The organism is Rhodopseudomonas palustris (assembly GCF_003031265.1).
GTDB lineage: Bacteria > Pseudomonadota > Alphaproteobacteria > Rhizobiales > Xanthobacteraceae > Rhodopseudomonas > Rhodopseudomonas palustris_H.
On sequence record NZ_CP019966.1, the window covers coordinates 4,094,148 to 4,116,703 of the forward strand.

The 22,556-nt window shown below is 65.1% G+C and carries 17 protein-coding genes; 13 read left to right on the top strand and 4 right to left on the bottom strand.

Going from position 1 to position 22,556, the window contains the following annotated elements:
• Positions 1-29: 29 nt before the first annotated feature.
• From RPPS3_RS19050 to RPPS3_RS19085, 8 genes are all read left to right on the top strand, one after another.
• On the top strand, positions 30-896 hold the full coding sequence (locus RPPS3_RS19050) for an IclR family transcriptional regulator (RefSeq protein ID WP_011159256.1): 867 nt from the start codon (positions 30-32) through the stop codon (positions 894-896).
• Positions 897-926: 30 nt separating this feature from the next.
• Positions 927-1,727, top strand: coding sequence for an ABC transporter ATP-binding protein (locus RPPS3_RS19055; RefSeq protein ID WP_011159257.1), 801 nt, complete (start codon positions 927-929; stop codon positions 1,725-1,727).
• Positions 1,724-2,437 carry an ABC transporter ATP-binding protein gene (locus tag RPPS3_RS19060; protein ID WP_012497117.1) on the top strand — a complete coding sequence of 238 codons (714 nt, stop codon included), beginning with the start codon at positions 1,724-1,726 and terminating at the stop codon, positions 2,435-2,437. The genes RPPS3_RS19055 and RPPS3_RS19060 overlap by 4 nt, the downstream gene beginning before the upstream one ends.
• A gap of 10 nt (positions 2,438-2,447) precedes the next feature.
• The gene (locus RPPS3_RS19065) at positions 2,448-3,326 is read left to right on the top strand and encodes a branched-chain amino acid ABC transporter permease (RefSeq protein ID WP_107345465.1); all 879 of its coding nucleotides are present in this window, start codon (positions 2,448-2,450) and stop codon (positions 3,324-3,326) included.
• Between the two features lie 2 nt (positions 3,327-3,328).
• Entirely contained in the window at positions 3,329-4,348 is a 1,020-nt protein-coding gene (locus RPPS3_RS19070; RefSeq protein ID WP_107345466.1) for a branched-chain amino acid ABC transporter permease, read from the top strand.
• A gap of 203 nt (positions 4,349-4,551) precedes the next feature.
• A complete protein-coding gene (locus tag RPPS3_RS19075) occupies positions 4,552-5,784 on the top strand; it encodes an ABC transporter substrate-binding protein (protein ID WP_107345467.1) in 1,233 nt (410 codons plus the stop codon).
• 180 nt (positions 5,785-5,964) lie between these two features.
• Positions 5,965-7,200, top strand: coding sequence for an ABC transporter substrate-binding protein (locus tag RPPS3_RS19080; protein WP_107345468.1), 1,236 nt, complete (start codon positions 5,965-5,967; stop codon positions 7,198-7,200).
• Positions 7,201-7,545: 345 nt separating this feature from the next.
• A complete protein-coding gene (locus RPPS3_RS19085) occupies positions 7,546-8,775 on the top strand; it encodes an ABC transporter substrate-binding protein (protein ID WP_107345469.1) in 1,230 nt (409 codons plus the stop codon).
• A 93-nt stretch (positions 8,776-8,868) separates the two neighbouring features.
• Here RPPS3_RS19085 and RPPS3_RS19090 read toward each other — a convergent pair whose 3' ends face one another.
• A complete protein-coding gene (locus RPPS3_RS19090; RefSeq protein ID WP_107345470.1) occupies positions 8,869-9,369 on the bottom strand; it encodes a ferritin-like domain-containing protein in 501 nt (166 codons plus the stop codon).
• Between the two features lie 277 nt (positions 9,370-9,646).
• On the opposite strand from RPPS3_RS19090, the gene RPPS3_RS19095 reads away from it, so the two are divergent.
• Both RPPS3_RS19095 and RPPS3_RS19100 read left to right on the top strand, forming a co-directional pair.
• Positions 9,647-10,693 (top strand): transporter, encoded by a 1,047-nt coding sequence (locus RPPS3_RS19095; protein WP_107345471.1) that lies wholly within the window; start codon positions 9,647-9,649, stop codon positions 10,691-10,693.
• Positions 10,694-10,881: 188 nt separating this feature from the next.
• The gene (locus tag RPPS3_RS19100; protein WP_107345472.1) at positions 10,882-12,894 is read left to right on the top strand and encodes a carbohydrate porin; all 2,013 of its coding nucleotides are present in this window, start codon (positions 10,882-10,884) and stop codon (positions 12,892-12,894) included.
• Positions 12,895-13,110: 216 nt separating this feature from the next.
• Here RPPS3_RS19100 and RPPS3_RS19105 read toward each other — a convergent pair whose 3' ends face one another.
• The gene (locus RPPS3_RS19105) at positions 13,111-14,283 is read right to left on the bottom strand and encodes a M20 aminoacylase family protein (RefSeq protein WP_107345473.1); all 1,173 of its coding nucleotides are present in this window, start codon (positions 14,281-14,283) and stop codon (positions 13,111-13,113) included.
• Between the two features lie 124 nt (positions 14,284-14,407).
• On the opposite strand from RPPS3_RS19105, the gene RPPS3_RS19110 reads away from it, so the two are divergent.
• Both RPPS3_RS19110 and RPPS3_RS19115 read left to right on the top strand, forming a co-directional pair.
• Positions 14,408-16,027, top strand: coding sequence for a GMC family oxidoreductase (locus RPPS3_RS19110; RefSeq protein WP_107345474.1), 1,620 nt, complete (start codon positions 14,408-14,410; stop codon positions 16,025-16,027).
• Complete coding sequence (locus RPPS3_RS19115; RefSeq protein ID WP_107345475.1) at positions 16,027-16,932, top strand: alpha/beta fold hydrolase; 906 nt, start codon at positions 16,027-16,029, stop codon at positions 16,930-16,932. Before RPPS3_RS19110 ends, RPPS3_RS19115 begins: the two co-directional genes overlap by 1 nt.
• Before the next feature lie 24 nt (positions 16,933-16,956).
• On the opposite strand, the gene hpnO is transcribed toward RPPS3_RS19115, so the two are convergent.
• Together hpnO and RPPS3_RS19125 are read right to left on the bottom strand one after the other, a co-directional pair.
• Positions 16,957-18,348 (bottom strand): aminobacteriohopanetriol synthase HpnO, encoded by a 1,392-nt coding sequence (hpnO, locus tag RPPS3_RS19120; RefSeq protein ID WP_107345476.1) that lies wholly within the window; start codon positions 18,346-18,348, stop codon positions 16,957-16,959.
• 333 nt (positions 18,349-18,681) lie between these two features.
• Positions 18,682-21,288 carry an MMPL family transporter gene (locus RPPS3_RS19125; protein WP_107346680.1) on the bottom strand — a complete coding sequence of 869 codons (2,607 nt, stop codon included), beginning with the start codon at positions 21,286-21,288 and terminating at the stop codon, positions 18,682-18,684.
• Between the two features lie 312 nt (positions 21,289-21,600).
• Here RPPS3_RS19125 and ispH point away from each other — a divergent pair, with 312 nt between their 5' ends.
• Entirely contained in the window at positions 21,601-22,545 is a 945-nt protein-coding gene (ispH, locus tag RPPS3_RS19130) for a 4-hydroxy-3-methylbut-2-enyl diphosphate reductase (protein WP_107345477.1), read from the top strand.
• The last annotated feature ends 11 nt before the right edge of the window (positions 22,546-22,556 follow it).

Here is a 22,556-nt window from a genome sequence, read left to right on the forward strand (position 1 = left end):
ACGTCCATAAAACCAAAAGCCGTGCAGGGATGAAGCGTCCACCGAAGAAACCCGCAACCGACCGCAGTTTCGTGGTGGCTCTGTCCCGCGGCCTGGAAGTGCTTCGCGCATTCGGCCCCAATGACGGGCTGCTCGGCAACCAGGAATTGGCGGCGCGCACCAAATTGCCCAAGCCGACGATCTCGCGGCTGACCTACACCCTCACCAAGCTCGGCTATCTCACGCAGGTTCCGCGCTTCGAAAAGTATCAACTCGCGCCGGCCGCGATGTCGCTAGGCTATGCGGCGCTCGCCAATCTCGGCGTCCGGCATTTGTCACAGCCTTACCGCGACGAATTGATGCAGCAGACCGGAGGCGCAGTCGCGGTCGGCGCGCGCGACCGGATCAGCATGATCTATGTCGGCCAGGCACGATCGAGCCTCACCGTCGGCGTGCAACTCGACGTCGGCTCGCGAATCCCGATCGCCACCACCGCGATGGGCCGCGCTTACTTGTGTGCGCTGCAAAGCGAAGAACGCGCGGTTTTAATGAAGGAAATGCGCGAATACTACGGCAGCCGCTGGCCGCGCATCAAAGAGGGCATCGAACGCTCCGAGGAAATGGTCGCCAAGCACGGCTTTGCAATCTCGGTCGGCGAGTGGCAGGACGACGTGCACGCCGCGGGCGTTGCACTCACACTCAACGATGGTACCGGCCCCTACGCGTTCAACTGTGGCGCGCCGGCTTTCCGTTTCACGGAAGAGCGGCTGATCAACGACATTGGACCTCGCCTTGTCGCGATGGTAAGGAAAATCGAAGCGGCGCTCGGGGGAGTAGCTGCGCCGCAACCAAGAAAATCCGATAACAAAAGAACAAAAGGAGGGAAAGTTGCGCGTGTCGTCGAGGGGATCAGGTAGCAAAACGCTGCCTCGACCGGGCCACTGCAAATGATGCAGGCTCAGTCTTCTTCTTCCGCGTCGCCGCTTCTCGCGGTGCGCGACGTCAGCGTCGTGTTCGGTGGCATCGTCGCCCTGAACGGCATTTCTTTCAACATGCAAAAGGGTCAGATCCTCGGACTGATCGGCCCGAACGGCGCCGGCAAGACCACGTTGTTCAACTGCCTGTCGCGGCTGTATCAGCCGAGCAAAGGCGACATCCTGCTCGAAGGCGAGAGCATTCTGACGCGGCCGCCGCACCGCATCGCGGAGATCGGCATCGGCCGCACGTTCCAGAACGTCGCGCTGTTCCCGAACATGTCGGTGATCGACAACGTGCGCGTCGGCGCGCATTGCCGCACCAACAGCGATATCGTTTCGGATTCGCTGCGCATGCCGTGGATCCGCAGCACCGAAAAGGCGCTGAACAAGAAGGTCGACGATATCCTCGGCTATCTCGATCTGCGCAGCGTCGGCCACACCACGGTGTCGGGCCTGCCGTTCGGCACCCAGAAGCGGGTCGAGCTGGCGCGCGCGCTCGCCGCCGAGCCGAAGATCCTGCTGCTCGACGAGCCGGCCGGCGGTCTCAATCACGAGGAAGTCTATATCCTCGGCGACCTGATCCGCCGCATTCGCGACGACCGCGGCATCACCGTGCTGCTGGTCGAACACCACATGGGCATGGTGATGTCCACAGCCGACTACGTGGTCGCGCTCAATTTCGGACGCAAGCTCGCAGAGGGGACGCCGACCCAGGTGCAGAACGACCCGGATGTGATCAAGGCCTATCTGGGGAGCAAAGACGAACAATGACCGCGATGCTCAACGTTCGCGACCTGCGCGCCTATTACGGCCAGGTCCAAGCGCTGCACGGGCTCGAATTCGACCTGCACGAAGGCAGCCTCACCACCCTGCTCGGCGCCAACGGCGCGGGCAAGACCACCACGCTGCGGGCGATCTGCAACATGGTGCGTTCGACCGGCACGATCGAATTCGAAGGCAAGGCCATCAACCGAAGCTCGACGGAATCCATCGTCAAGCTCGGCATCGCCCACGTGCCTCAGGGCCGCGGCACCTTCACCACGATGACCGTGGAGGAGAATCTGCAGCTCGGCGCGATGACCCGCAAGGATACCAAGGCGATCGCCTCGGACATCGAGCGGATGTACGCGCATTTCCCGGTGCTCAAGCAGCGCCACACCCAGCAGGCCGGCACGTTGTCCGGCGGTGAACAGCAGATGCTCGCGGTCGCCCGCGCGCTGATGCTGCGGCCGCGGCTGATGCTGCTGGACGAGCCCTCGTTCGGCCTCGCGCCGCTGATCGTGCGGGATCTGTTCAAGATCCTCGGCAAGATCAACCGCGAGGACAAGGTCACCATCCTGGTGGTCGAACAGAACGCCCAGCTCGCGCTCGAACTCGCCGACAAGGCGTATGTGATCGAGACCGGGCGGATCGTGATGTCTGGCAATGCGGCGGAAATCGCCAGCAACGAAGACGTCCGCAAATCTTATCTGGGCTACTGAGGAGACGGCCATGGATCTGTTTCTGAACCAAATCCTGGCTGGCATCGCCACCGGTGCGATCTATGCCTGTATGGCGCTCGCCGTGGTGATGATCTACCAGGCGATCGACCACCTCAACTTCGCCCAGGGCGAAATGGCGATGTTCTCGACCTTCATCGCCTGGCAGCTGATGCAGTGGGGCGTGCCGTATTGGGGCGCGTTCGTGCTGACGCTGGCATTCTCGTTCGCGGGCGGCGTGATCATCGAGCGGGCGCTGTTCAAGCCGCTCGGCAACGCGCCGGTGCTGACCCACGTCGCGGGCTTCATCGCCCTGTTCGCGATCATCAACTCGGTCGCGGGCCTGACCTGGGACTTCACCATCAAGCAGTTCCCGTCGCCGTTCGGCTCCTCGCCGTTCCTCGGCAGCCAGCTGATCTCGACCCACCAGGCCGGGATGATCGGCGTCACCATCGTGCTGCTGATCCTGCTGTTCCTGTTCTTCCAGTACACCAGGATCGGTCTGGCGATGCGGGCGGCGGCGTCGCAGCCTGAATCGGCGCGGCTGGTCGGCATCAACACATCGTGGATGATCGCCCTCGGTTGGGGCATGGCGGCCGCGATCGGTTCGATCGCCGGCATGCTGATCGCTCCGGTGGTGTTCCTCGAGCCCAACATGATGGGCGGCGTGCTGATCTACGGGTTTGCCGCAGCGGTGCTCGGCGGTCTGTCCAGTCCGTTCGGCGCAGTGGTCGGCGGTTTCCTGGTCGGCGTGTTCGAGAACCTCGCGGGCACCTACATCCCGGGTGTCGGCAACGAACTCAAACTGCCGATCGCCCTGGCGCTGATCGTCACCGTGCTCGTCGTGAAACCCACTGGCCTGTTCGGCCGCACCATCGTCAAGCGAGTCTGAACATGAGCGCACTCCAGGAAATCGTCAACGATACCCAACCGGTCGAGACCACGCCGAAGAAGTACATGGCGCTCGGCAACACCGCCTCGGTCGTGGTGGTGTTGCTGTTGTGTCTCGCCCCGCTGGTCGCCAAGAACTTCATCATCTTCCAGATGACGATGGTTCTGATCTACGCCATCGCCGTGTTGGCGCTGAACATCTTGACCGGCGGCTCCGGCCAGTTCTCGCTCGGCCAGAGCGCGTTCTACGCGGTCGGCGCCTACACCTCGGCGATCCTGATGGAGAACTTCGGCGTCAACTACGCGTTGACGCTGCCGATCTCCGGCGCGATCTGCTTCATCTGCGGCTATCTGTTCGGCCTGCCGGCGCTGCGATTGAGCGGCATCTATCTGGCTCTCGCGACCTTCGCGCTCGCCACCGCGATGCCGCAGCTCCTCAAGCTGCACTACTTCGAGCACTGGACCGGCGGCGTCCAGGGTCTGGTCATCACCAAGCCCGACGCGCCGTTCGGCCTGCCGATGTCCCAGGACATGTGGCTGTACTACTTCGTGCTGGTGGTCTCGATGGCGATCTACGTCGCCTCGGTCAACCTGCTGAAGTCTCGCTCCGGCCGGGCCATGATGGCGATCCGCGACAACGAAATCGCGGCTTCGGCGATGGGCGTGGACGTGGCGCGCTACAAGACGCTGGCGTTCGGCATCAGCGCCGGCATCACCGGCGTCGCCGGCGGCCTCGGCGCCATCGCGGTGCAGTTCGTCGCACCGGACAGCTACACCATCCAGCTCGCGATCGCGCTGTTCCTCGGCATGGTGGTCGGCGGCGTCGGCTGGCTGCCGGGCTCGATCGTCGGTGCGGCGTTCATCGTGTTCGTGCCGAACATCGCGGAAGGCTTCTCCAAGGGTCTGTCCGGCGCGGTGTTCGGTGTGATCCTCGTCCTGATCATCTTCCTGCTGCCGCACGGCTCGCGGCAGATCGCCTACACGGTGCAGAACTGGGTGCACAAACTCGGCCGGCGGGCATAACCCGCCCGCACCGACCACTGCCAGCCCCTCGCGACCCGTTCGCGAGGGGCTTTTTCTTTACCCGCACTATGATCCCTGCCGCCCTCTGCACCATCGGCGGGGCTGTTGCCCGATCGGAGGGTGTCCCTGGAGGAACGGCGGGCGTATGCAGGATGGCAGCGAAGCGCGCCGCGGTCCGCACGCGCCCATGATCCGATCGAGCCATGCCATCCTTGAGCTTTTGCCGTGCGCGCCGAGGCGCGCTGCTGGCGCTGTCCGCCGCCGTTCTCGCCCTCGCCTCTCCGGCCCGCGCCGAGAGCCCTGCGGCGACAGGCACCGCCACGATCCGCATCGGCAATCTGATGCCGTACTCGGGACCGGCATCTGCCTACTCGATCGTCGGCCGGATCGAGCAGGCGTATTTCAAGATGATCAACGATCACGGCGGCATCAACGGCCGGCAGATCGAGTTCATCTCGTATGACGACGGCTACAATCCCGCCAAGGCGGTCGAGCAGGTGCGCAAGCTGGTCGAACGCGACGAGGTGTTGATGGTGTTCAGCGCGATGGGCACGCCGACCAACGCCGCAATCCAGAAATATCTGAACCTCAAGCAGGTGCCGCAATTGTTCGCCGCCAGCGGCGCCACCCGGTTCGGCGATCCCAAGGCGTTTCCCTGGACGATGGGTTGGCAGCCGCCGTACCAGACCGAAGGCCGGGTCTATGCCAAGTACATCCTGGCCACCAAGCCGACCGCACGGATCGCGGTGCTGTACCAGAACGACGATCTCGGCCGCGATCTGCTCAAAGGACTCAAGGACGGGCTCGGCGATCGGGCCACGTCGATGATCGCCGCAGAAGAGAGCTACGAGGTCACCGAGCCGTCGGTCGACAACCACGTGGCGCGGATGAAGGCCTCGGGCGCCGACGTGTTCGTGTCGATCACCACGCCGAAGTTCGCCGCCCAGAGCATCCGCGCCGCCGCCACGCTGGAGTGGCATCCGCTGTATGTGCAGGCGCTGGTGTCGGCCTCGATCGCCGCGGTGATCCGGCCCGCCGGCCTCGACGCCGCCCAGGGGCTGGTGTCGGCCGCCTACAACAGGGACGCGGCCGATCCGCAGTGGCGTGACGATGCGGGCATGAAGCGGTTCCACGCCTTCCTCGACGCCTATGCACCGGACGTCGACCGCGGCGACAATTCGGTGGCCTACGGCTATGGCGCCGCGCAGTGCCTCGTCGAAGTGCTGCGCCGCGCCGGCGACGATCTCAGCCGCGCCAACATCATGAAGCAGGCCGCCAGCCTGCAGGACTATGCGCCCGACACCCTGCTGCCAGGCATCACGGTGAACACTGCCGCAGACGACTTCCATCCGATCGAGCAGCTTCGGATGATGCGGTTCTCCGGCGACCATTGGGAACTGTTCGGCCCGGTGATCGGCGGCGAGCTGCGCAACTAAGCTGCGCCGCCGCCCCTCCCACGCAGCCTCTATATTTATCGCCCTGCGGCATTTGGCAGCCTGCCGCAGTGCGGTTGTAATTCCGCTTTTGGTTGCTGCATACGCGAGAAGCGTGTTCAATCGGCTCCGGACCTCGACGTCCACACAAGAAGAATCGAAAATCCCAAGGAGCCTGTATTGATGCCCACCTTCCGTTCGCGCGCGCTTGCCGCCTCGGCAGCCGTCGCCGTCAGTTTTGCCGCATTCACCGGCACCGCTTTCGCCCAGAAGAAATACGACACCGGCGCGTCCGATACCGAGATCAAGATCGGCAACATCATGCCCTATTCGGGCCCGGCGTCGGCTTACGGCACCATCGGCAAGACCGAGGAAGCCTACTTCCGGATGATCAACGAACAGGGCGGCATCAACGGCCGCAAGATCAACTTCATCAGCTACGATGACGCCTACTCGCCCCCGAAGGCGGTGGAGCAGGTGCGCAAGCTGGTCGAGGGCGATGAAGTGCTGGCGGTGTTCAATCCGCTCGGCACGCCCTCCAATACGGCGATCCAGAAGTATCTCAACGCCAAGAAGGTGCCGCAGCTGTTCGTCGCTACCGGCGCCAGCAAGTGGAACGATCCGAAGACGTTCCCGTGGACGATCGGCTGGCAGCCGTCGTACCAGAGCGAGGCGCAGATCTACGTCAAGTACATCATGAAGGAGAAGCCGAACGCCAAGGTGGCGATCCTTTATCAGAACGACGACTTCGGCAAAGACTACCTGAAGGGCACCAAGGACGGCTTCGGCGAGAAAGGCGCCTCGATGATCATCGCCGAGGAAGCCTATGAAATCTCCGAGCCGACCATCGACAGCCACATCGTCAAGCTGAAGTCGCTCAATCCCGACGTGCTGCTGATCTACACCACGCCGAAGTTCGGCGCGCAGACCATCCGCAAGACCGCCGAGCTCGGCTGGAAGCCGATGCAGATCCTCACCAACGTGTCGGCCTCGGTCGGCAGCGTGATGCAGCCCGCCGGCTTCGACAATGCCCAGGGCGTGTTGTCGGCCAACTACGCCAAGGATCCGACCGACCCGCAGTGGGACAACGATCCGAGCTTCAAGAAGTGGCACGCCTTCGTCGACAAATACATGCCGGGCGCCAACAAGGCCGACGGCAATCTGGTGTACGGCTACGGCGCCGCCCAGACACTGCACAAGGTGATCGAGATGTGCGGCGACAACCTGACCCGCGAAAACCTGATGAAGCAGGCCGCCAGCCTGAAGAACTTCGAGCCGGACACGCTGCTGCCGGGCGTCAAGATCAACACCTCGCCGACCGACTTCGCTCCGATCAGCCAGCTGCAGATGATGCGATTCAAGGGCGACAAGTGGGAGCTGTTCGGCGACATCATCTCGGCGGACGCGCCGACGAACTGATCGCCTCCCGATCACGACCTGATTCTCAATTGTCCCCCGGCAAGCGATTGCCGGGGGATTTTCTTTGCGCCGAAGCCACGCGGCACACAACGACTGGACCGCTCCGCACAACCCGCGCGAGCGGGTGCAGCGCATCAATACCAAACCGGATCGATAATCTGGTAGTTATACTGACCTATTAGTGCGCTTTCGGTTACTTCGCATCGCAACAATACGTAGTGCGACGTCATAGCTATCGACGATGCTTGCTGGCCCATTCGGGAAGGTGTTGAATGTTTGTGGAAAGGGCCACCAAGAGCCCGCACCCGACACAACAATCACACATCCAAGAAAAGGGAGTCAGAAATGCCTTCACTCCGTTCGCACGCGGCTGCGCTTTCCGCGGCAGTTCTCCTCAGTTTCGCAGCCTCGAACGGCGCGTTCGCGCAAAAGAAGTACGATCCGGGCGCAAGCGATACCGAAATCAAGATCGGCAACATCATGCCCTACAGCGGCCCCGCTTCCGCCTATGGCGTGATCGGCCGCACCGAGGCCGCCTATTTCAAGATGATCAACGACAAGGGCGGCATCAACGGGCGCAAGATCAACTTCGTCAGCTATGACGATGCCTATTCGCCACCGAAGACCGTGGAACAGGCACGCAAGCTGGTCGAGAGTGACGAGGTTCTGCTGATTTTCAACTCGCTCGGCACGCCGCCGAATTCGGCGATCCACAAATACATGAACAGCAAGAAGGTACCACAGCTGTTCGTCGCCACCGGCGCCAGCAAGTGGAACGACCCGAAGAATTATCCGTGGACGATGGGCTGGCAGCCGAACTACCAGAGCGAGACCCAGATCTATGCCAAGTACATTCTGAAGGAGATGCCGAACGCCAAGATCGCCGTGCTGTATCAGAACGACGACTACGGCAAGGACTACCTGAAGGGCTTCGAAGACGGTCTCGGCGCCAAGGGCCAGTCGATGATCGTAATGAAGGAGAGCTATGAGGTCTCCGAGCCGACGATCGACAACCACATCGTCAAGCTGAAATCCACCGGCGCCGACGTCTTCATCAACATCACCACGCCGAAATTCGCCGCCCAGGCGATCAAGAAGCTGGCCGAAGTCGGCTGGAAGCCGACGCACTTCCTCAACAACGTCTCGGCCTCGGTCGGCAGCGTGATCAAGCCGGCCGGCTATGAGAACGCCCAGGGTGTGATCTCTGCGGCCTATCTGAAGGACGTCTCCGACGACCAGTGGAAGGATGACGCCGGCATGAAGGAGTTCCTCGCCTTCATGGACAAGGAGTTCCCGGAGGGCAACAAGCTCGATGGCGGCACTGTGGTCGGCTACGGCGTGGCGCAGACCCTGGTCGAAGTGCTGAAGAAGTGCGGCGACAATCTCACCCGCGAGAACGTCATGAAGCAGGCCGCCAGCCTGAAGGACTACCGCACCGAAGTGCTGCTGCCGGGGATCAAGATCAACACCTCGGCGACCGACTTCGCACCCGTCAGCCAGCTCCAACTGATGCGCTTCAAGGGCGAGAAGTGGGAGCTGTTCGGCGACGTCATCAGCGCCGACGTCGGCGGCTGAGCCTCACAAACGGACCATCACGCAGAAGCCCCGGGCAGCAGTGCCCGGGGCTTCATCATTCCGATCCGCCGATAGCCTGCGAGACGCGGCTGGTTAAGCCGCGGCCTCGTAATTGACTTCGCTCTCGGCCAGCTTGGAGAGGGTCATGTCGGTGGTCTTCTCCTGCTGCAGCGTCTGGTCGATCAGCTTGACCGCATCCTTCATGCCGAGCAGCCCGGCCCAGGTCTTCAGCGTGCCGTAGCGGGAGATCTCGTAGTGCTCGACCGCCTGGGCGGCCGCGAGCAGGCCGGCATCGAGCGCCTCGGTGCCCTTGTATTCGTCCATGATCTCCTTGCCCTCGTCGAGGATGCCGAGGATGGCGTCGCAGGTCTTGCCGCGGGCCGGCTTCTCGAGCAGTTCGAACACCTGCTCCAGCCGCTCGATCTGGCCTTCGGTCTCAGCGAGATGCTTCTCGAACGCGGCGCGCAGCTTGTCCGAGGTGGCGGCCTTGGCCATCTTCGGCAGCGCCTTCAGGATCTGCTTCTCGGCGAAATAGATGTCCTTCAAGGTGTCGAGGAACAGGTCGTTGAGGTCCTTGTCTTTGGTGGCGGCCATACTGTGAACTCCGTCGTGAATGGGTGTGGCGCTGTCAGTCCACCCGCCCAACGCGACCTTCCGAGGATTGTTCCTGGTAATCGCTGCCGGCGCGGCACTGTCATCCCATCGTCAAATCGCCGAGGCAAAATCGTCATTCGTTCGTGCAGAGTGACAAGAATGATCCGCGACAGCCGCCCCACCTCTTCGGTCGCCACAGCTTGCGTCGCCAGATCTCGCGTGGCCACTGTTCTGGTCCGGCGCAGCGTCGTGCTGCGTTCGGTCTGATCGCATTCCGATGCCCACCGTGATGCCGCTCGCGGGTGACATCCGCTTCAGCATCCCCGGGGTGGAAGCCGCCGGCGGCGACGCTGCGCGTCCGCCGGTGCCGGGCTTGATCTGGGCGTTCCGGATCGGCCCCGACGGCGCGGCGCATAGCGGACCGGACGGCACCTTTACGCCTGAACTGCATGACGGCTGGACTTGGCTGCACCTCGATCTCACCGACAGCCGCGCGCTGCAGTGGATCGGCGGCACCGCGTTGCCGCCGCCGGCCAAGACGCTGCTGCAGGCCGCCGACGTCTATCAGCAGATCCACAGCCTCGACGGCTGCGTGTACGGCGCAATCGCCGACCTCGGACGCGACCTCGACGAAATCACCGAGGACATCGGGCTGCTGCGCTTCGTGATGACCGAGCATCTGGTGATCACCGGTCGCCACCAGCCGCTCGGCGCGGTCGACGCCGCCCGGCGGGCGCTGGAAAGCGGCCACCGGGTCGAGAGCTGCGCCGGCCTGTTCGACCTGATCGTCCACAACGTCGCCGAGGCGATCGAAGCGATCGCCGACGACATGGTGCAGGCGCTCGACCAGCTCGAGGAAAAGCTGCTCACCGACGACACCGACGAGCTGCGTCAGGGCCTGGGCCGGCTGCGCCGGAGCTGCGTCCGGCTGCACCGGCATCTGTCCGGCCTGCGGGTGTTGCTGCACCGGTTCGACCGCGACGGCGCCGAACTGGCGCCGCGGCTGCGGCCCTGCGCCGGCAAGCTGGCGCAGCGGCTCGACGGGCTCGACCATTCGGTGGTGGAGATGCGCGAGCGCAGCCGGTTGCTGCAGGAAGAGCTGCACCTGCAGATCGAGGAGCAGGGCAACAACAGCCTGCGGGTGCTGTCGGTGCTGACCGCGCTGCTGCTGCCGCCGACCCTGGTCACCGGCATGTTCGGCATGAACCTGCACGGCCTGCCGTTTGCCGAGGACGGCGGCGGCTTCGGCTGGGCGCTGGTGATCATGCTGCTGTCGTCGATTGTCGCCTATGTGGTGATGAAGCGTTTCGGCCTCATCAGGTAACCCAATCCCGTGTGCCCGCCGTTCCGACCCCAGCCGCCCGTCGCGGCACCCCACCGGCCTGCCCCAGTCCCCGTTGTGGCCCGGCGGCTACGCCATTGTGAAATCTGTGGGCGTGGCCGATCGGTGGCCGCGCCCCGCCGATCGCTGTGATACGGGACGCAGCATCGAATACCAGGACGATCCAGCGCGTGCGAAACACTCTGCTCTTTCCGATCCTCGCTGCCGCCACGGTCTGCGCCGCGCCCGCCGGCGCGGCCGATCTCGCGCGCAAGGCGCCGGAAGCCCCGCGCGCGGTGTTCGACTGGAGCGGGTTCTATATCGGCTCGCATTTCAGCGCCGTGGCCGGTCACTCCAACTGGAGCTCCACCCCCGCCGGCGGCAGCGGCTCGATCGACCTGTTCGACGCCTTTCAGCTGTTCAAGGGCACCGGCAGCTACGTGATCGGGCTACAGGCCGGCTACAACTGGATGCTGCCATCGCGCTGGCTGATCGGCATCGAGGCCGACCTCAATTCGCCGAACACCCTCGGCGGCAATACCGGCAACACCCTGCCGTCGGGCACGGTCGGCGGCCACGATCATCAGGCGTTGCTCGGCGGCACCGTGCGCGGCCGGGTCGGCTACGCGTTTGGCGGCTGGCTGCCTTACGTCACCGCCGGCTTTGCCTGGAGCTACGACCGGCTGCGCTGGCCGCCGGATCCCGCGCTCGCGCAGCAGGAGACCGCGCTGCTGTGGCGGCTCGGCTGGGCCGCCGGCGCCGGCGTCGATGTGCCGCTGTCGCCGGCCTGGAGCGCGCGCGCCGAATATCTGGCGACAGGGTTCGGCTCCGGCACCGTCAGCTTCCCGATCGCCGGCCAGAGCGTGTCGTCCGACGTGCTGACCCATGCGGTCCGGCTTGCCCTGAACTACCGGCTCGGCGAGGACCTGACCAAGTCCGACGTGTTCACCAAGGGCATCGATGCGCTGGAGCTGGAGCGATTCGCGGTGCATGGCCAGAGCACCTTCACCTGGCAATACGCGCCCGGCTTCCGCTCGCCGTATAGCGGCGCCAACAGCCTCGCCCCAAACCAGGCACGCGAGACCTTCGACGCCACGCTCTATATCGGCGCCAAGCTGTGGGACGGCGCCGAGTTCTGGGTCAACCCGGAGATCAATCAGGGGTTCGGCCTCAGCGGCACCTTCGGCATCGCGTCGTTCCCAAGCGCGGAGTCCTACAAGGTCGGCGCCAACTATCCGTATGCGCGGGTGCCGCGCTATTTCGTCCGCCAGACGCTCGATCTCGGCGGCGCGGTCGAGACCGTGCAGGGCGGGCCGAACCAGTTCGCCGGCAAGCAATCCGCCGAGCGGATCGTGATCACCGCCGGCAAATTCTCGGTCGGCGACATCTTCGACGTCAACAAATATGCCCACGACCCGCGGGTCGACTTCCTCAACTGGGGCCTCGCCGACGCGCTGACCTTCGACTACGCGGCCGATGCCTGGGCGTTCACCTACGGCACCGCGGTCGAGTGGTACACCGGCGCCTGGACGGTGCGCGGCGGCGTGTTCGATCTGCCGCAGACGCCGAACAGCACCGACCTCGATTCCAGCTTCGGCCAGTTTCAGCTGATCGGCGAACTCGAACATCGCCACGAGCTGTGGGGCCTTGCCGGCAAGGTGCTGGTCACCGGCTTCCTCAACCGCGCCCGGCTCGGCAACTTCACCGATGCGGTCCGCGCCGCGCAGGCGACCGGCACGACGCCGAGCATCGCCGACGTGCGCCGCTACACCTCCAAGACCGGCCTGTCCGCCAGCCTGGAGCAGCAGCTCACCGCCGACATCGGCATGTTCGCGCGCGCCGGCTTCAGCAGCCCAAACCTCGAGACCAACGCGTTCACCGATTCCGACCGCACGGTGTCGGCCGGCCTGTCGCTGTCGGGACGGATGTGGGGCCGCGCCGACGACACCATCGGCATCGGCGGCCTGCTCAACCACATCTCGGCGTCGCGGATCGCGTATCTCGATGCCGGCGGCCTGACCGCGATCATCGGCGACGGCCGCCTGCCCAACCCGGGCGACGAGAAGGTGTTCGAAGCCTATTACAGCCTGCCGGTGTATTCGTGGCGGCTGACCGCGGACTATCAGTTCGTCGCCAACCCGGCCTTCAACCGCGACCGCGGCCCGGTCCACCTCATCGCCACACGACTGCGTACGCAGTTCTAGGACCGTTCTGTTTCCGATCGGTTCCGGGGGTAGCGCTCTGCAGCCCTCACAGCAGACAAAACCTCATGGTGAGGAGGCGCGAAGCGCCGTCTCGAACCATGCGCCGCGAGTCACCCGCTGCCTCATCCTTCGAGACGCCCGGCTTCGCCGGGCTCCTCGGGATGAGGTCCGTGCGCTCGTCAAAGACCTTATCGGCTCAATTAGTCGATGCCGCACTCACGCCGCCAGTTGAGTCTCCACCAGACGCACCCAGTACGAGGTGCCGTACACGATCGCCTCGTCGTTGAAGTCGTAGGCCGGGTGATGCAGCCCGGCGCTGTCGCCGTTGCCGATGAACACGAACGCGCCCGGCCGCTTCTCCAGCATGTAGGCGAAGTCCTCGGCGCCCATCAGCGGCGGCAGCGGCACCACATTGGACTCGCCGGCAATGTCGCGCGCGACCTGGATCGCCACGTCGGTCTCCGCCATGTGGTTGACCAGCACCGGATAGCCGCGCTCGTAGGTGAGCTCGATCCTGGTGCCGGTCACCTGGGCGACACCGGCGACGACGTCGCGCACCCGCTGCTCGACCATGTCGCGCACCTCCGCCGTCATCGTCCGCACCGTGCCCTTCAGCTCGGCGTATTGCGGGATCACGTTACGAGCGTTGCCGGCGTGAAACTCGCACATCGACAACACCGCGGCTTCGAACGGATCGACGTTGCGCGAGACGATGCCCTGCAGCGCGGTGATCAGTTGCGCGCCCGCCAGCACCGGATCGACGCACAGATGCGGCCGCGCGGCGTGGCCGCCATGGCCTTCGATACGGATGTCGATCGCGTCGGTCGCCGCCATCACCGGCCCGGGGCTGATCGCAAACGCACCGACCGGAATGCCGGGACCGTTGTGCATGCCATAGACCTGATCGATGCCGAACCGCTCCATCAGGCCGTCGTCGATCATCGCCGCGGCGCCGGCACCGCCCTCCTCGGCCGGCTGGAAGATCATCACCGCATCGCCGGCGAAATTGCGAGTCTCGGCAAGATAACGTGCGGCGCCGAGCAGCATCGCGGTGTGACCGTCGTGGCCGCAGGCGTGCATCTTGCCGGGTACCTTGGAGGCATAGGGCAATCCGGTCGCCTCGACGATCGGCAGCGCATCCATGTCGGCGCGCAGCCCGATCGCCTTGAGATCGCCGGTGCCGGCCGGGCGAGCGCCGCGGATCACGCCGACCACGCCGGTACGGCCGAGCCCGGTGACGACCTGGTCGCAGCCGAATTCGCGCAACCGCTCGGCGACGAACGCCGCGGTGCCTTCGACGTCGTACATCAGCTCCGGCTGCTGATGCAGCGTGCGGCGCCAGGCCGCGATGTCGGGCTGCAGATCGGCGACGCGGTTGATCACGGGCATGAGACGATGCGGCTCCAGTTGTCGAAGCCTGCAGGCTAACCGCCCCGTCCCGCTCCGGCAACTGTACAGCGCCGGCCCGCGGCGCTAAGCCTCTGCGCAACGACAAAATGCACGGGCGGACTCGATGACGGCACGGATCGAAGGCGAATTCGACACCATCGTGGTGGGTGCGGGCACCGCAGGTTGCATCGTCGCCAACCGCCTATCCGCCGATCCGAGCCGGAAGGTGCTGCTGCTCGAAGCCGGCGGCCGCGACAACTGGATCTGGTTTCACATCCCGGTCGGCTATCTGTTCGCGATCGGCAATCCGCGCTCCGACTGGATGTTCAAGACCGAGCCCGAGCCGGGCCTGAATGGTCGGTCATTGGCCTATCCGCGCGGCAAGGTGATCGGCGGCTCGTCGGCGATCAACGCAATGATCTCGATGCGCGGCCAGGCTGCCGATTACGACCATTGGCGCCAGCTCGGCCTCACCGGCTGGGGCTGGGACGATGTCCGCAAGGTGTTCCGCCGCCTCGAGGACCACTTCCTCGGCGACAGCGAGCATCACGGTGCCGGCGGCGGCTGGCGGATCGAGGCGGCGCGGCTGTCATGGCCGATCCTTGATGCGGTCGCGAACGCGGCCTGCGAGATGGGAATCCCGCGCAGCGCCGACTTCAACACCGGCGACAACGAGGGCGTCGGCTACTTCCACGTCAATCAGAAGCGCGGACGGCGCTGGTCGTCGGCGCGTGGCTTTCTCAAGCCTGCCCTGCACCGCTCCAACCTGCGGCTCGAAACCAATGTGGTGGTCGACCGCGTGCTGGTCGAGAACGGCCGCGCGGTCGGCGTCCGCTTCCTGCAGAACGGCGTGCCGATCGAAGCCCGCGCCCGCCGCGAGGTGGTGCTGTGCGCCGGCGCGATCGGCTCGATCCAGGTGCTACATCGCTCCGGCATCGGCCCGGCCGAATGGCTGAAGCCGCTCGGCATCGAGCCGGTGCTCGATCGTCCGGGCGTCGGGCGTAATCTGCAGGACCATCTGCAGCAGCGCGCGATCTACAAGGTCAGCGGCGGCCGCACGCTGAACGAGATCTATCACTCGCTGCCGCGGCGCGCCTGGATGGGGCTGGACTACGCGCTGCGCCGGCGCGGCCCGCTGACCATGGCGCCATCTCAGCTCGGCATCTTCACCCGCTCCGATCCACATCAGGAGCGCGCCAACATCCAGTTCCACGTGCAGCCGCTGTCGCTCGACAAATTCGGCGATCCGCTGCATCGCTTCCCGGCGATCACCGTCAGCGCCTGCAACCTGCGCCCGACCTCGCGCGGCGAGATCAAGCTGAAATCGACCGCGCTCGACGCCGCGCCGTCGATCGCGCCGCACTATCTGTCGACCGCCGAAGACTGTCGCGTCGCCGCCGATGCGATCCGCGTGACGCGGCGGTTGATGAAGCAGCAGGCGCTGGCGACGTATCACCCCGAGGAGTATCTGCCCGGCCCGTCGGTCGGCGACGACGACGCCTCGCTCGCCAAAGCCGCCGGCGATATCGGCACCACGATCTTCCATCCCGTCGGCACCGCCAAGATGGGCCGCGCCGACGATCCGCTCGCGGTGGTCGACGAACGCCTGCGCTTCCACGGCCTCGATGGCCTGCGCGTCGTCGACGCCTCGATCATGCCGACGATCACCTCCGGCAACACCAACACCCCCACCGCGATGATCGCAGAGAAGGGCGCGACGATGATCCTGGAGGATGGGAAGTAATGCATCTGATCCATCGGCATCGCCTCTGGATCGATAACGCCGGCGTGCGGATCGCACTGGTGCGTTGGGGCGACGCCGATCCGGGCAAGCCCGTCGCGCTGCTGCTGCATGGCACCGGCTTCGTCGGTGAGATCTGGGACGAGATCGCGAACGGCCTCGCCGCCCGCTACACGGTCTATGCCCTCGACCGCCGCGGTCACGGCGCCAGCGACAAGCCGGGCCGTTATCACTTCGCGGATTTCGCATCCGACCTCGCCGCCGCGATCGACACGCTGGGACTGTCCAAAATCTACGGCATCGGCCACAGCGCCGGGGCGACCGATCTGCTGCTCGCCGCCAAGCTGCTGCCCGACCGCTTTGCCCATCTGTTCGCGATGGAGCCGACTGTGATGGATCCGAGCGTCGTTCCCGGCAGTGATGCGCGGCTCAGCGATCAGGGCGAGGCCGCGGTCAGCGGCGCGGGGCGCCGGCAGGCCGAATTCGCCAGCGCCGCCGCGGCTTTCGAACGCTACCGCAACGCGCCGGCGTTCGCCCCATGGTCGGAATACGCGCTGCGCGCCTATATCACCCACGGCTTCGCGCACCTGCCCGATGGCCGAGTGCGGCTGCTATGCAGTCCGGATGTTGAAACCGAGATCCTGCGGCCGATCTTCGAGGCGATGGAACAAGTCTATCGCGGCGACGCGCGCGGCAATCCGTTCAGATGGCTGCGCGAGCTGAATAACTGCCCGGTGCGCATTGCCACCGCCGAACACTCCTGGCCGATCTACAAGGAGATGGCGGCGCGGGCGAGCGCGTTGATACCTGGCGCAAGCCGGATCGCGTTCGATGGCGTCGGCCACTGCGTCGCGCAGGAAGCGCCGGCGCGACTACTTTCCGCGCTGCAGGAGTTTGCAGCCGCCTGATTGCGTAGGCGCGTTTCCGAGAAACTACGCCGACTTGCGTACCGCGTTGTCGACCAGGGTCTTGCCGAGCGACCAGATCGCGCCCGGCACCTTGTGGCTGGCGGCGATGGTGTCGTCGAAGGCGCGTTCGATCCAGGCGCAGTCGTCTTCGGTGATCGTCAGCGGCGGCAGCAGCTTGATGGTGTGCAGGCCGTGGCCGGCGACCTGGGTCAGGATCTTGTGATCCTTGAACAGCGGCACGGTGATCAGCTGGACGAACAGGCCCTTGTTGGCGGTTTCCAGCATCGTCCACGACGCCTTCAGCCGCAGCGATTGCGGCGGGCCGAATTCGACGCCGATCATCAGGCCCTTGCCGCGCACTTCCTTGAGCAGCTCGTAGCCAGGGACCATGCGCGTGAGTGCCAGCCGCAGTTCGGCGCCACGCTTGGCGGCGGCTTCGACCAGCTTCTCGGCCTTGAGAACTTCGAGCGTCGCAATGCCGGCCGCCATCGCCAGATCGTTCTTGGCGAAGGTCGAGCCGTGCACCACGGCGCGGTCCATGCGGTTGAAGATCTTGTCGAAGATCGACTTGCGCGTCAGCACCGCGCCGACCGGCACGTGGCCGCCCGACAGCGCCTTCGACAGCAGCACCATGTCGGGTTCGACGTTCCAGTGCTCGACGGCGAGGAAGCGGCCGGTGCGGCCCATGCCGGTCTGGATCTCGTCGGCGACGAACAGCGTGCCGTAGCGTTTGCAAAGCGCCGCTGCGCCCGGCAGGAACTCGTCGGTGGGCATGTTGACGCCCTTGCCCTGGATCGGCTCGACGATGAAAGCGGCGACCTCGCGGGTCGACAGCACCTTCTCCAGCGCTTCGAGATCGTTGAACGGGATGGTGGTGACGCCCGGCAGCAGCGGCCCGAAGCCACCCTGGAAATTCTGGTCGTCGGTCAGCGACAGCGCCCCGTAGGTCAGGCCGTGGTAGCTGTGGTCGCAATTGACGATGCCGTTACGCCCCGTCGCGCCGCGCGCGAACTTGATCGCGGCCTCGACGCTCTCGGCGCCGGAATTGGCGAAGAACACCTTGTCGAGATACGGCACATGCTCGAGCAGCCGCTCCGCCAGAATACCGGCCAGCGTCGAGACATCGAGCTGCACCAGGTTGGGCAGGTCGGCGTCGAGCACGCTCTGCAGTGCCTTGCGCACCACCGGATGGTTGCGGCCGAGCGCGAATACGCCAAAGCCGCTGAGCAGGTCGAGATAGCGCGAGCCATCGCGGTCGTAGAGGTACTGACCGGTGCCCTTCTGGAAGCCGACGTCGTAGCCGATGGTTTTGAGGACGCGGACGAGCTGCTCGTTGAGATGCCGGGCGTGCATCGAACTGCGCTGCGCTTCGCGCGCCGCGAACATCTCGGCGAGATCTAAATTCGGCTGGTGCATGGGATACTTACGTCGCTTGTTGGACCCGCCGTCAACACAAAAGGCTGGCGGTGCGTCGCACTCGAGCTTTCTTTTCAGAGTTGTGATGCGCGGGTGACATGCCGATTTCACGGCGACTCCCGCATGGCGTACGACCCCTACCCCCGGACGTGGGTATAGTCCGATCGCGGGGGGTGACGCCAGCCCTGTGACGTCACCTGCGGCAATCGCGCCTTGCTTCCCGGTCTCAGCGGCAGTTCATGCTCTGGAACACGGCTGGAGGGAGAAAACCCGCCCCCGGCCGCGACCCGCGGCGGGGGCATCGGCGCGCGCCGACGCCCCGGCCGGAGCGACTCACAGATCGGTGTCGCCGGACTCGTCGATGTGCCGCGGCTTGCCCATCAGGGCCGGCTGGAACAGCAGCACGGCGCCCAGCGTGGTCAGCAGCGACAGCGCCAGCAGCTTGCCCATGCTGGCCGTTCCCGGATGGCTCGACAGCCACAGGCTGCCGAACGCGGTGGCGGTGGTCAGGGCGCTGAAGAAGATCGCCCGGGTCAGCGCCGACTGCAGCAGGTTGGTGCGGCCGGAGCGCCAGGCGGTCACGTAGTAGATCTTGAACGCGACGCCGACGCCGAGCAGCAGCGGCAAGGCAACGATGTTGGCGAAGTTCAGCGGCAGATCGATCAGCACGCAGATCTCCAGCGTCACCGCACCCGCCACCAGCAACGGTACCAAGGTGAGCGCGACGTCGGTAATCCGGCGCAGCGTGATCCACAGCAGGATCGAGATCGACAGCAGCGCCCACAGACCGGCCTGGATGAACGAGGCGACGATGGTATCGCCCGACTTCAGGATCGACACCGGACCGCCGGTCGCCAGCGGCTCGGCCTGCAGCACGGCGGCGGCGAACTTGCGCAGCGTGTCGTTGTCGTTGGGATCGCCGCTCGGCAGCACCTCGACGCGGATCTGACCGTCCTTGGTCTTCCACGACGACACAATGTCGGCCGGCAGGTTGTCGAGCGTCACCGGCTGCGCCTTCAGCATGTTGCGCAGCAGCTCGAAGTCGAGCAGCAGCGGCCGCACGAACACGTCCTGCGCCTTCTCGCGCAGCGCCTGATCGGCGCCCGCAAGCTTGGTCAGGGCGGCGGCGAGCCGGCGCGAGGCGTCGGCGCCGGGTCCGGTGGTCTCGCCGGCGGCGCGGCGCAGCGCTTCGGCCGAGCTCTTCAGCGACGCGATGTTGTCCTGATCGGACGGAGCCGGATCGACCTGTTCGGGATTGAGCGCGGGCTCCAGCACCTTGGCGCCGGCCTGGATCAGCTTCAGCTTCTCCGGCTGGTCCGGCGGAACGAAAGTGTCGAGCGAGATGGTGCGCGACACCTCCGGCAGCTTCGAGAGCTTGGCTTCGATCTCGCGGGCCGCCTGCTCGGACGGTGCCATCACGTTGACGGCGTTGGCACCGGTATTCGGATCCTTGCGCAGGTCGAGGAACGTCGCGATCGACTCGACCTTCGGGCTGCGCAGATTGATCGGGTTGAAGTCGAAATGCATGAAGTACAGCAGCGGCAGGCCGGCCAGCGCGACGCCGATCGTGCCGACGATGATGCCGATGCGGTGCTTCTCCAGGAAGTGATCGACCGGCGCCAGGAAGGCGTAGCCGAGCGGCTCCTTCTCACCCGCCGGGTTCAGCAGCTTCAGCAGCCCCGGCAGCACGGTGATGCTGGTGAAGAACGCGATCGCCATGCCGGCGCCGGCGATCTCGCCGAGTTCGGAGATGCCCTTGTAGGAGGTCGGCAGGAACGACAGGAAGCCCGCCGTGGTCGACATCGCCGCCAGTGACAGCGGCACCGCCGAGTATTCGGCGGCCTGGACCAGCGCCTTATCGAGGTCGCCGGTCTTGTGGCGTTCCGACCGATAGCGGACGCTGAACTGGATGCCGAAATCGACGCCGAGGCCGACGAACAGCACCGCAAACGCGATCGACAGCAGGTTGAGCGAGTCCACCAGCATCAGGCCGACCGCGGTGGTGATCGACAGGCCGATCACCAGATTGGCGGCCACCGCGAAGATGATCTTGGAGGAATGCAGCGCCATCCAGAGGATCAGCAGCACCACCACGACGGTGCCGATGCCGTTGACCACGGCGCCGTCCTTGACGGTGGCGAATTCCTCGTTGGCGATCGGCACCGGACCGGTCAGCCGCACCCGGGCACCGAAATCCTGCTCGATCTTGAGGTCCACGGCGGCCTGACGGATCGCGTCGGTGGCCGCCTTGCCGGGTTCCAGCGCCTTGAAGTCGAGGATCGGCTTGACCTCGATGAAGGCGCGCTTGTCGCCGTCGGTCAGCGGCTCCGGATTGACCAGGCCGCGCCAGGAGAAGAACGCCTGCTGCTTGCCGAGCACGTCCTCGACCGTCGCGGCGACGGCGTTGAAAGGTTTCGCAGTCGAATCGAGCGTCAGTTCCCCGCGCTTCAGGCCGACCAGACCGGTCTCGAGCGCCGCCGTCAGGCCGCGGATCGACGGATCACCGGCCATGATCTCGATCAGCGGAACCGCCTGCTGGAACTGGCCGGTCGCCTTGGCAACTTCGTCCTTGGGCAGGAACAACAGCCCGCTGCGGTCGAAGAACGGCCCGCCGCCGAGCCGCTCCACCGAGTCGAAGTTGATGTTATTCTTGGACAATTCGGCCGTGAGCTTGGCCGCCGCGGCGTTCGCGAATTCCGGCGTCGGAGCCTCGACGACCGCCAGGATCAGCCGTTCCTGGTCGAAGGCCTTCTCGAACGCGATATCACGTTTGCGCCAGTCGAGATCAGACGAGATCAAATGATTGATGTCTGTGTTGATCCCGAAATGTTGGTAAGTATAGAAACCTGCTGCAACTGCGAGAAATACGCCGATCAGCACAGTAAAAGCCGCAAAACGGGTGCTGGCTCTGACAATGTAGACGATGGCACTTTTCAGCACATTCACTCTTTCTATTGCTACCGGCTGGCCTAAAATACGGCCACCCCGCCGGGTTCCGAGTCGATCGAACTAGTTTTGATGGTTCTGCGACCAAGGACTGGACAAAATGGCCGAAAACAAGCCGGCGGAGGTGTGTGCGCGGAAGTAATCTCACCAGGCCAGATTGCCAAGGGCGTTTTGCATTGCGTGCTGCACTGCGCCAATAAGTCCCCTGCGTCCCTTGCGGTTGCGGGTGTCCCCATACCAGCTAGATCATGCTACGGGAATGCGACGTGCTGCCAGGAGACCGAACAATCATGAGCGTGGTGCCCCTTGTCTGAAGTCCGCCCCCTCGAAGTGTTCCTTGCCCAACCCCGTGGTTTCTGCGCTGGCGTGGTGCGTGCGATCGAGATCGTCGAGCGCGCGCTGGAGAAGTACGGTCCGCCGGTCTACGTGCGGCATGAGATCGTGCATAACAAATACGTGGTCGAGAGCCTGAAGGCCAAAGGCGCGATCTTCGTGGAGGAGCTGTCGGAAGTTCCGCCGAAGGCCGTGACCGTCTTCAGCGCCCACGGCGTCGCCCGCAGCATCGAGGAAGAGGCCGCGGCGCGCGACCTGCCGGTGCTCAACGCCACCTGCCCGCTGGTGACCAAAGTGCATAACCAGGGCAAGCGCTATACGTCGAAGGGCCGCACCCTGATCCTGATCGGCCATGCCGGCCATCCGGAAGTCGAAGGCACGATGGGTCAGGTTCCCGGCCCGGTGCTGCTGGTGCAGAACCTCGAGGACGTCGCGGCGCTGACTCTGCCGCCGGAAACCCCGGTGGCGTACATCACCCAGACCACGCTGAGCGTCGACGACACCAAAGACATCATCGTGGCGCTCTCAAAGAAATTCCACGATATCGAAGGCCCGGACACCCGCGACATCTGCTATGCCACGCAAAATCGGCAATCGGCGGTGCGGCAGATGAGCAAGCTGGTCGACCTGATCCTGGTGGTCGGAGCCAACAACAGTTCGAACTCCAACCGGCTGCGGGAAATCGGCACCGAAGCCGGCATCCCGAGCTACCTGATCGCCGACGGCAGCGAACTCGACCCGGCCTGGCTCGACGGCAAGAAAGCGGTCGGCATCACCGCCGGCGCGTCCGCGCCGGAAGTGTTGGTCGACGACGTGATCGAAGCGCTGCGCCGGATCGTCCCGGTCACCGTCTCGGTGCTGCCGGGCCGCGAAGAAAACATCGAATTCGTTCTGCCTGCGGAGCTGGCGACCGCCTGATCCGCCCCAAC

Bases quoted from the DNA above. Each gene is read 5' to 3' on its own strand.
- RPPS3_RS19050 (WP_011159256.1), top strand. From the start codon at position 30: ATGAAGCGTCCACCGAAGAAACCCGCAACCGACCGCAGTTTCGTGGTG.
- RPPS3_RS19055 (WP_011159257.1), top strand. From the start codon at position 927: ATGATGCAGGCTCAGTCTTCTTCTTCCGCGTCGCCGCTTCTCGCGGTG.
- RPPS3_RS19060 (WP_012497117.1), top strand. From the start codon at position 1,724: ATGACCGCGATGCTCAACGTTCGCGACCTGCGCGCCTATTACGGCCAG.
- RPPS3_RS19065 (WP_107345465.1), top strand. From the start codon at position 2,448: ATGGATCTGTTTCTGAACCAAATCCTGGCTGGCATCGCCACCGGTGCG.
- RPPS3_RS19070 (WP_107345466.1), top strand. From the start codon at position 3,329: ATGAGCGCACTCCAGGAAATCGTCAACGATACCCAACCGGTCGAGACC.
- RPPS3_RS19075 (WP_107345467.1), top strand. From the start codon at position 4,552: ATGCCATCCTTGAGCTTTTGCCGTGCGCGCCGAGGCGCGCTGCTGGCG.
- RPPS3_RS19080 (WP_107345468.1), top strand. From the start codon at position 5,965: ATGCCCACCTTCCGTTCGCGCGCGCTTGCCGCCTCGGCAGCCGTCGCC.
- RPPS3_RS19085 (WP_107345469.1), top strand. From the start codon at position 7,546: ATGCCTTCACTCCGTTCGCACGCGGCTGCGCTTTCCGCGGCAGTTCTC.
- RPPS3_RS19090 (WP_107345470.1), bottom strand. From the start codon at position 9,369: ATGGCCGCCACCAAAGACAAGGACCTCAACGACCTGTTCCTCGACACC.
- RPPS3_RS19095 (WP_107345471.1), top strand. From the start codon at position 9,647: ATGCCCACCGTGATGCCGCTCGCGGGTGACATCCGCTTCAGCATCCCC.
- RPPS3_RS19105 (WP_107345473.1), bottom strand. From the start codon at position 14,283: ATGCCCGTGATCAACCGCGTCGCCGATCTGCAGCCCGACATCGCGGCC.
- RPPS3_RS19110 (WP_107345474.1), top strand. From the start codon at position 14,408: ATGACGGCACGGATCGAAGGCGAATTCGACACCATCGTGGTGGGTGCG.
- RPPS3_RS19115 (WP_107345475.1), top strand. From the start codon at position 16,027: ATGCATCTGATCCATCGGCATCGCCTCTGGATCGATAACGCCGGCGTG.
- hpnO (WP_107345476.1), bottom strand. From the start codon at position 18,348: ATGCACCAGCCGAATTTAGATCTCGCCGAGATGTTCGCGGCGCGCGAA.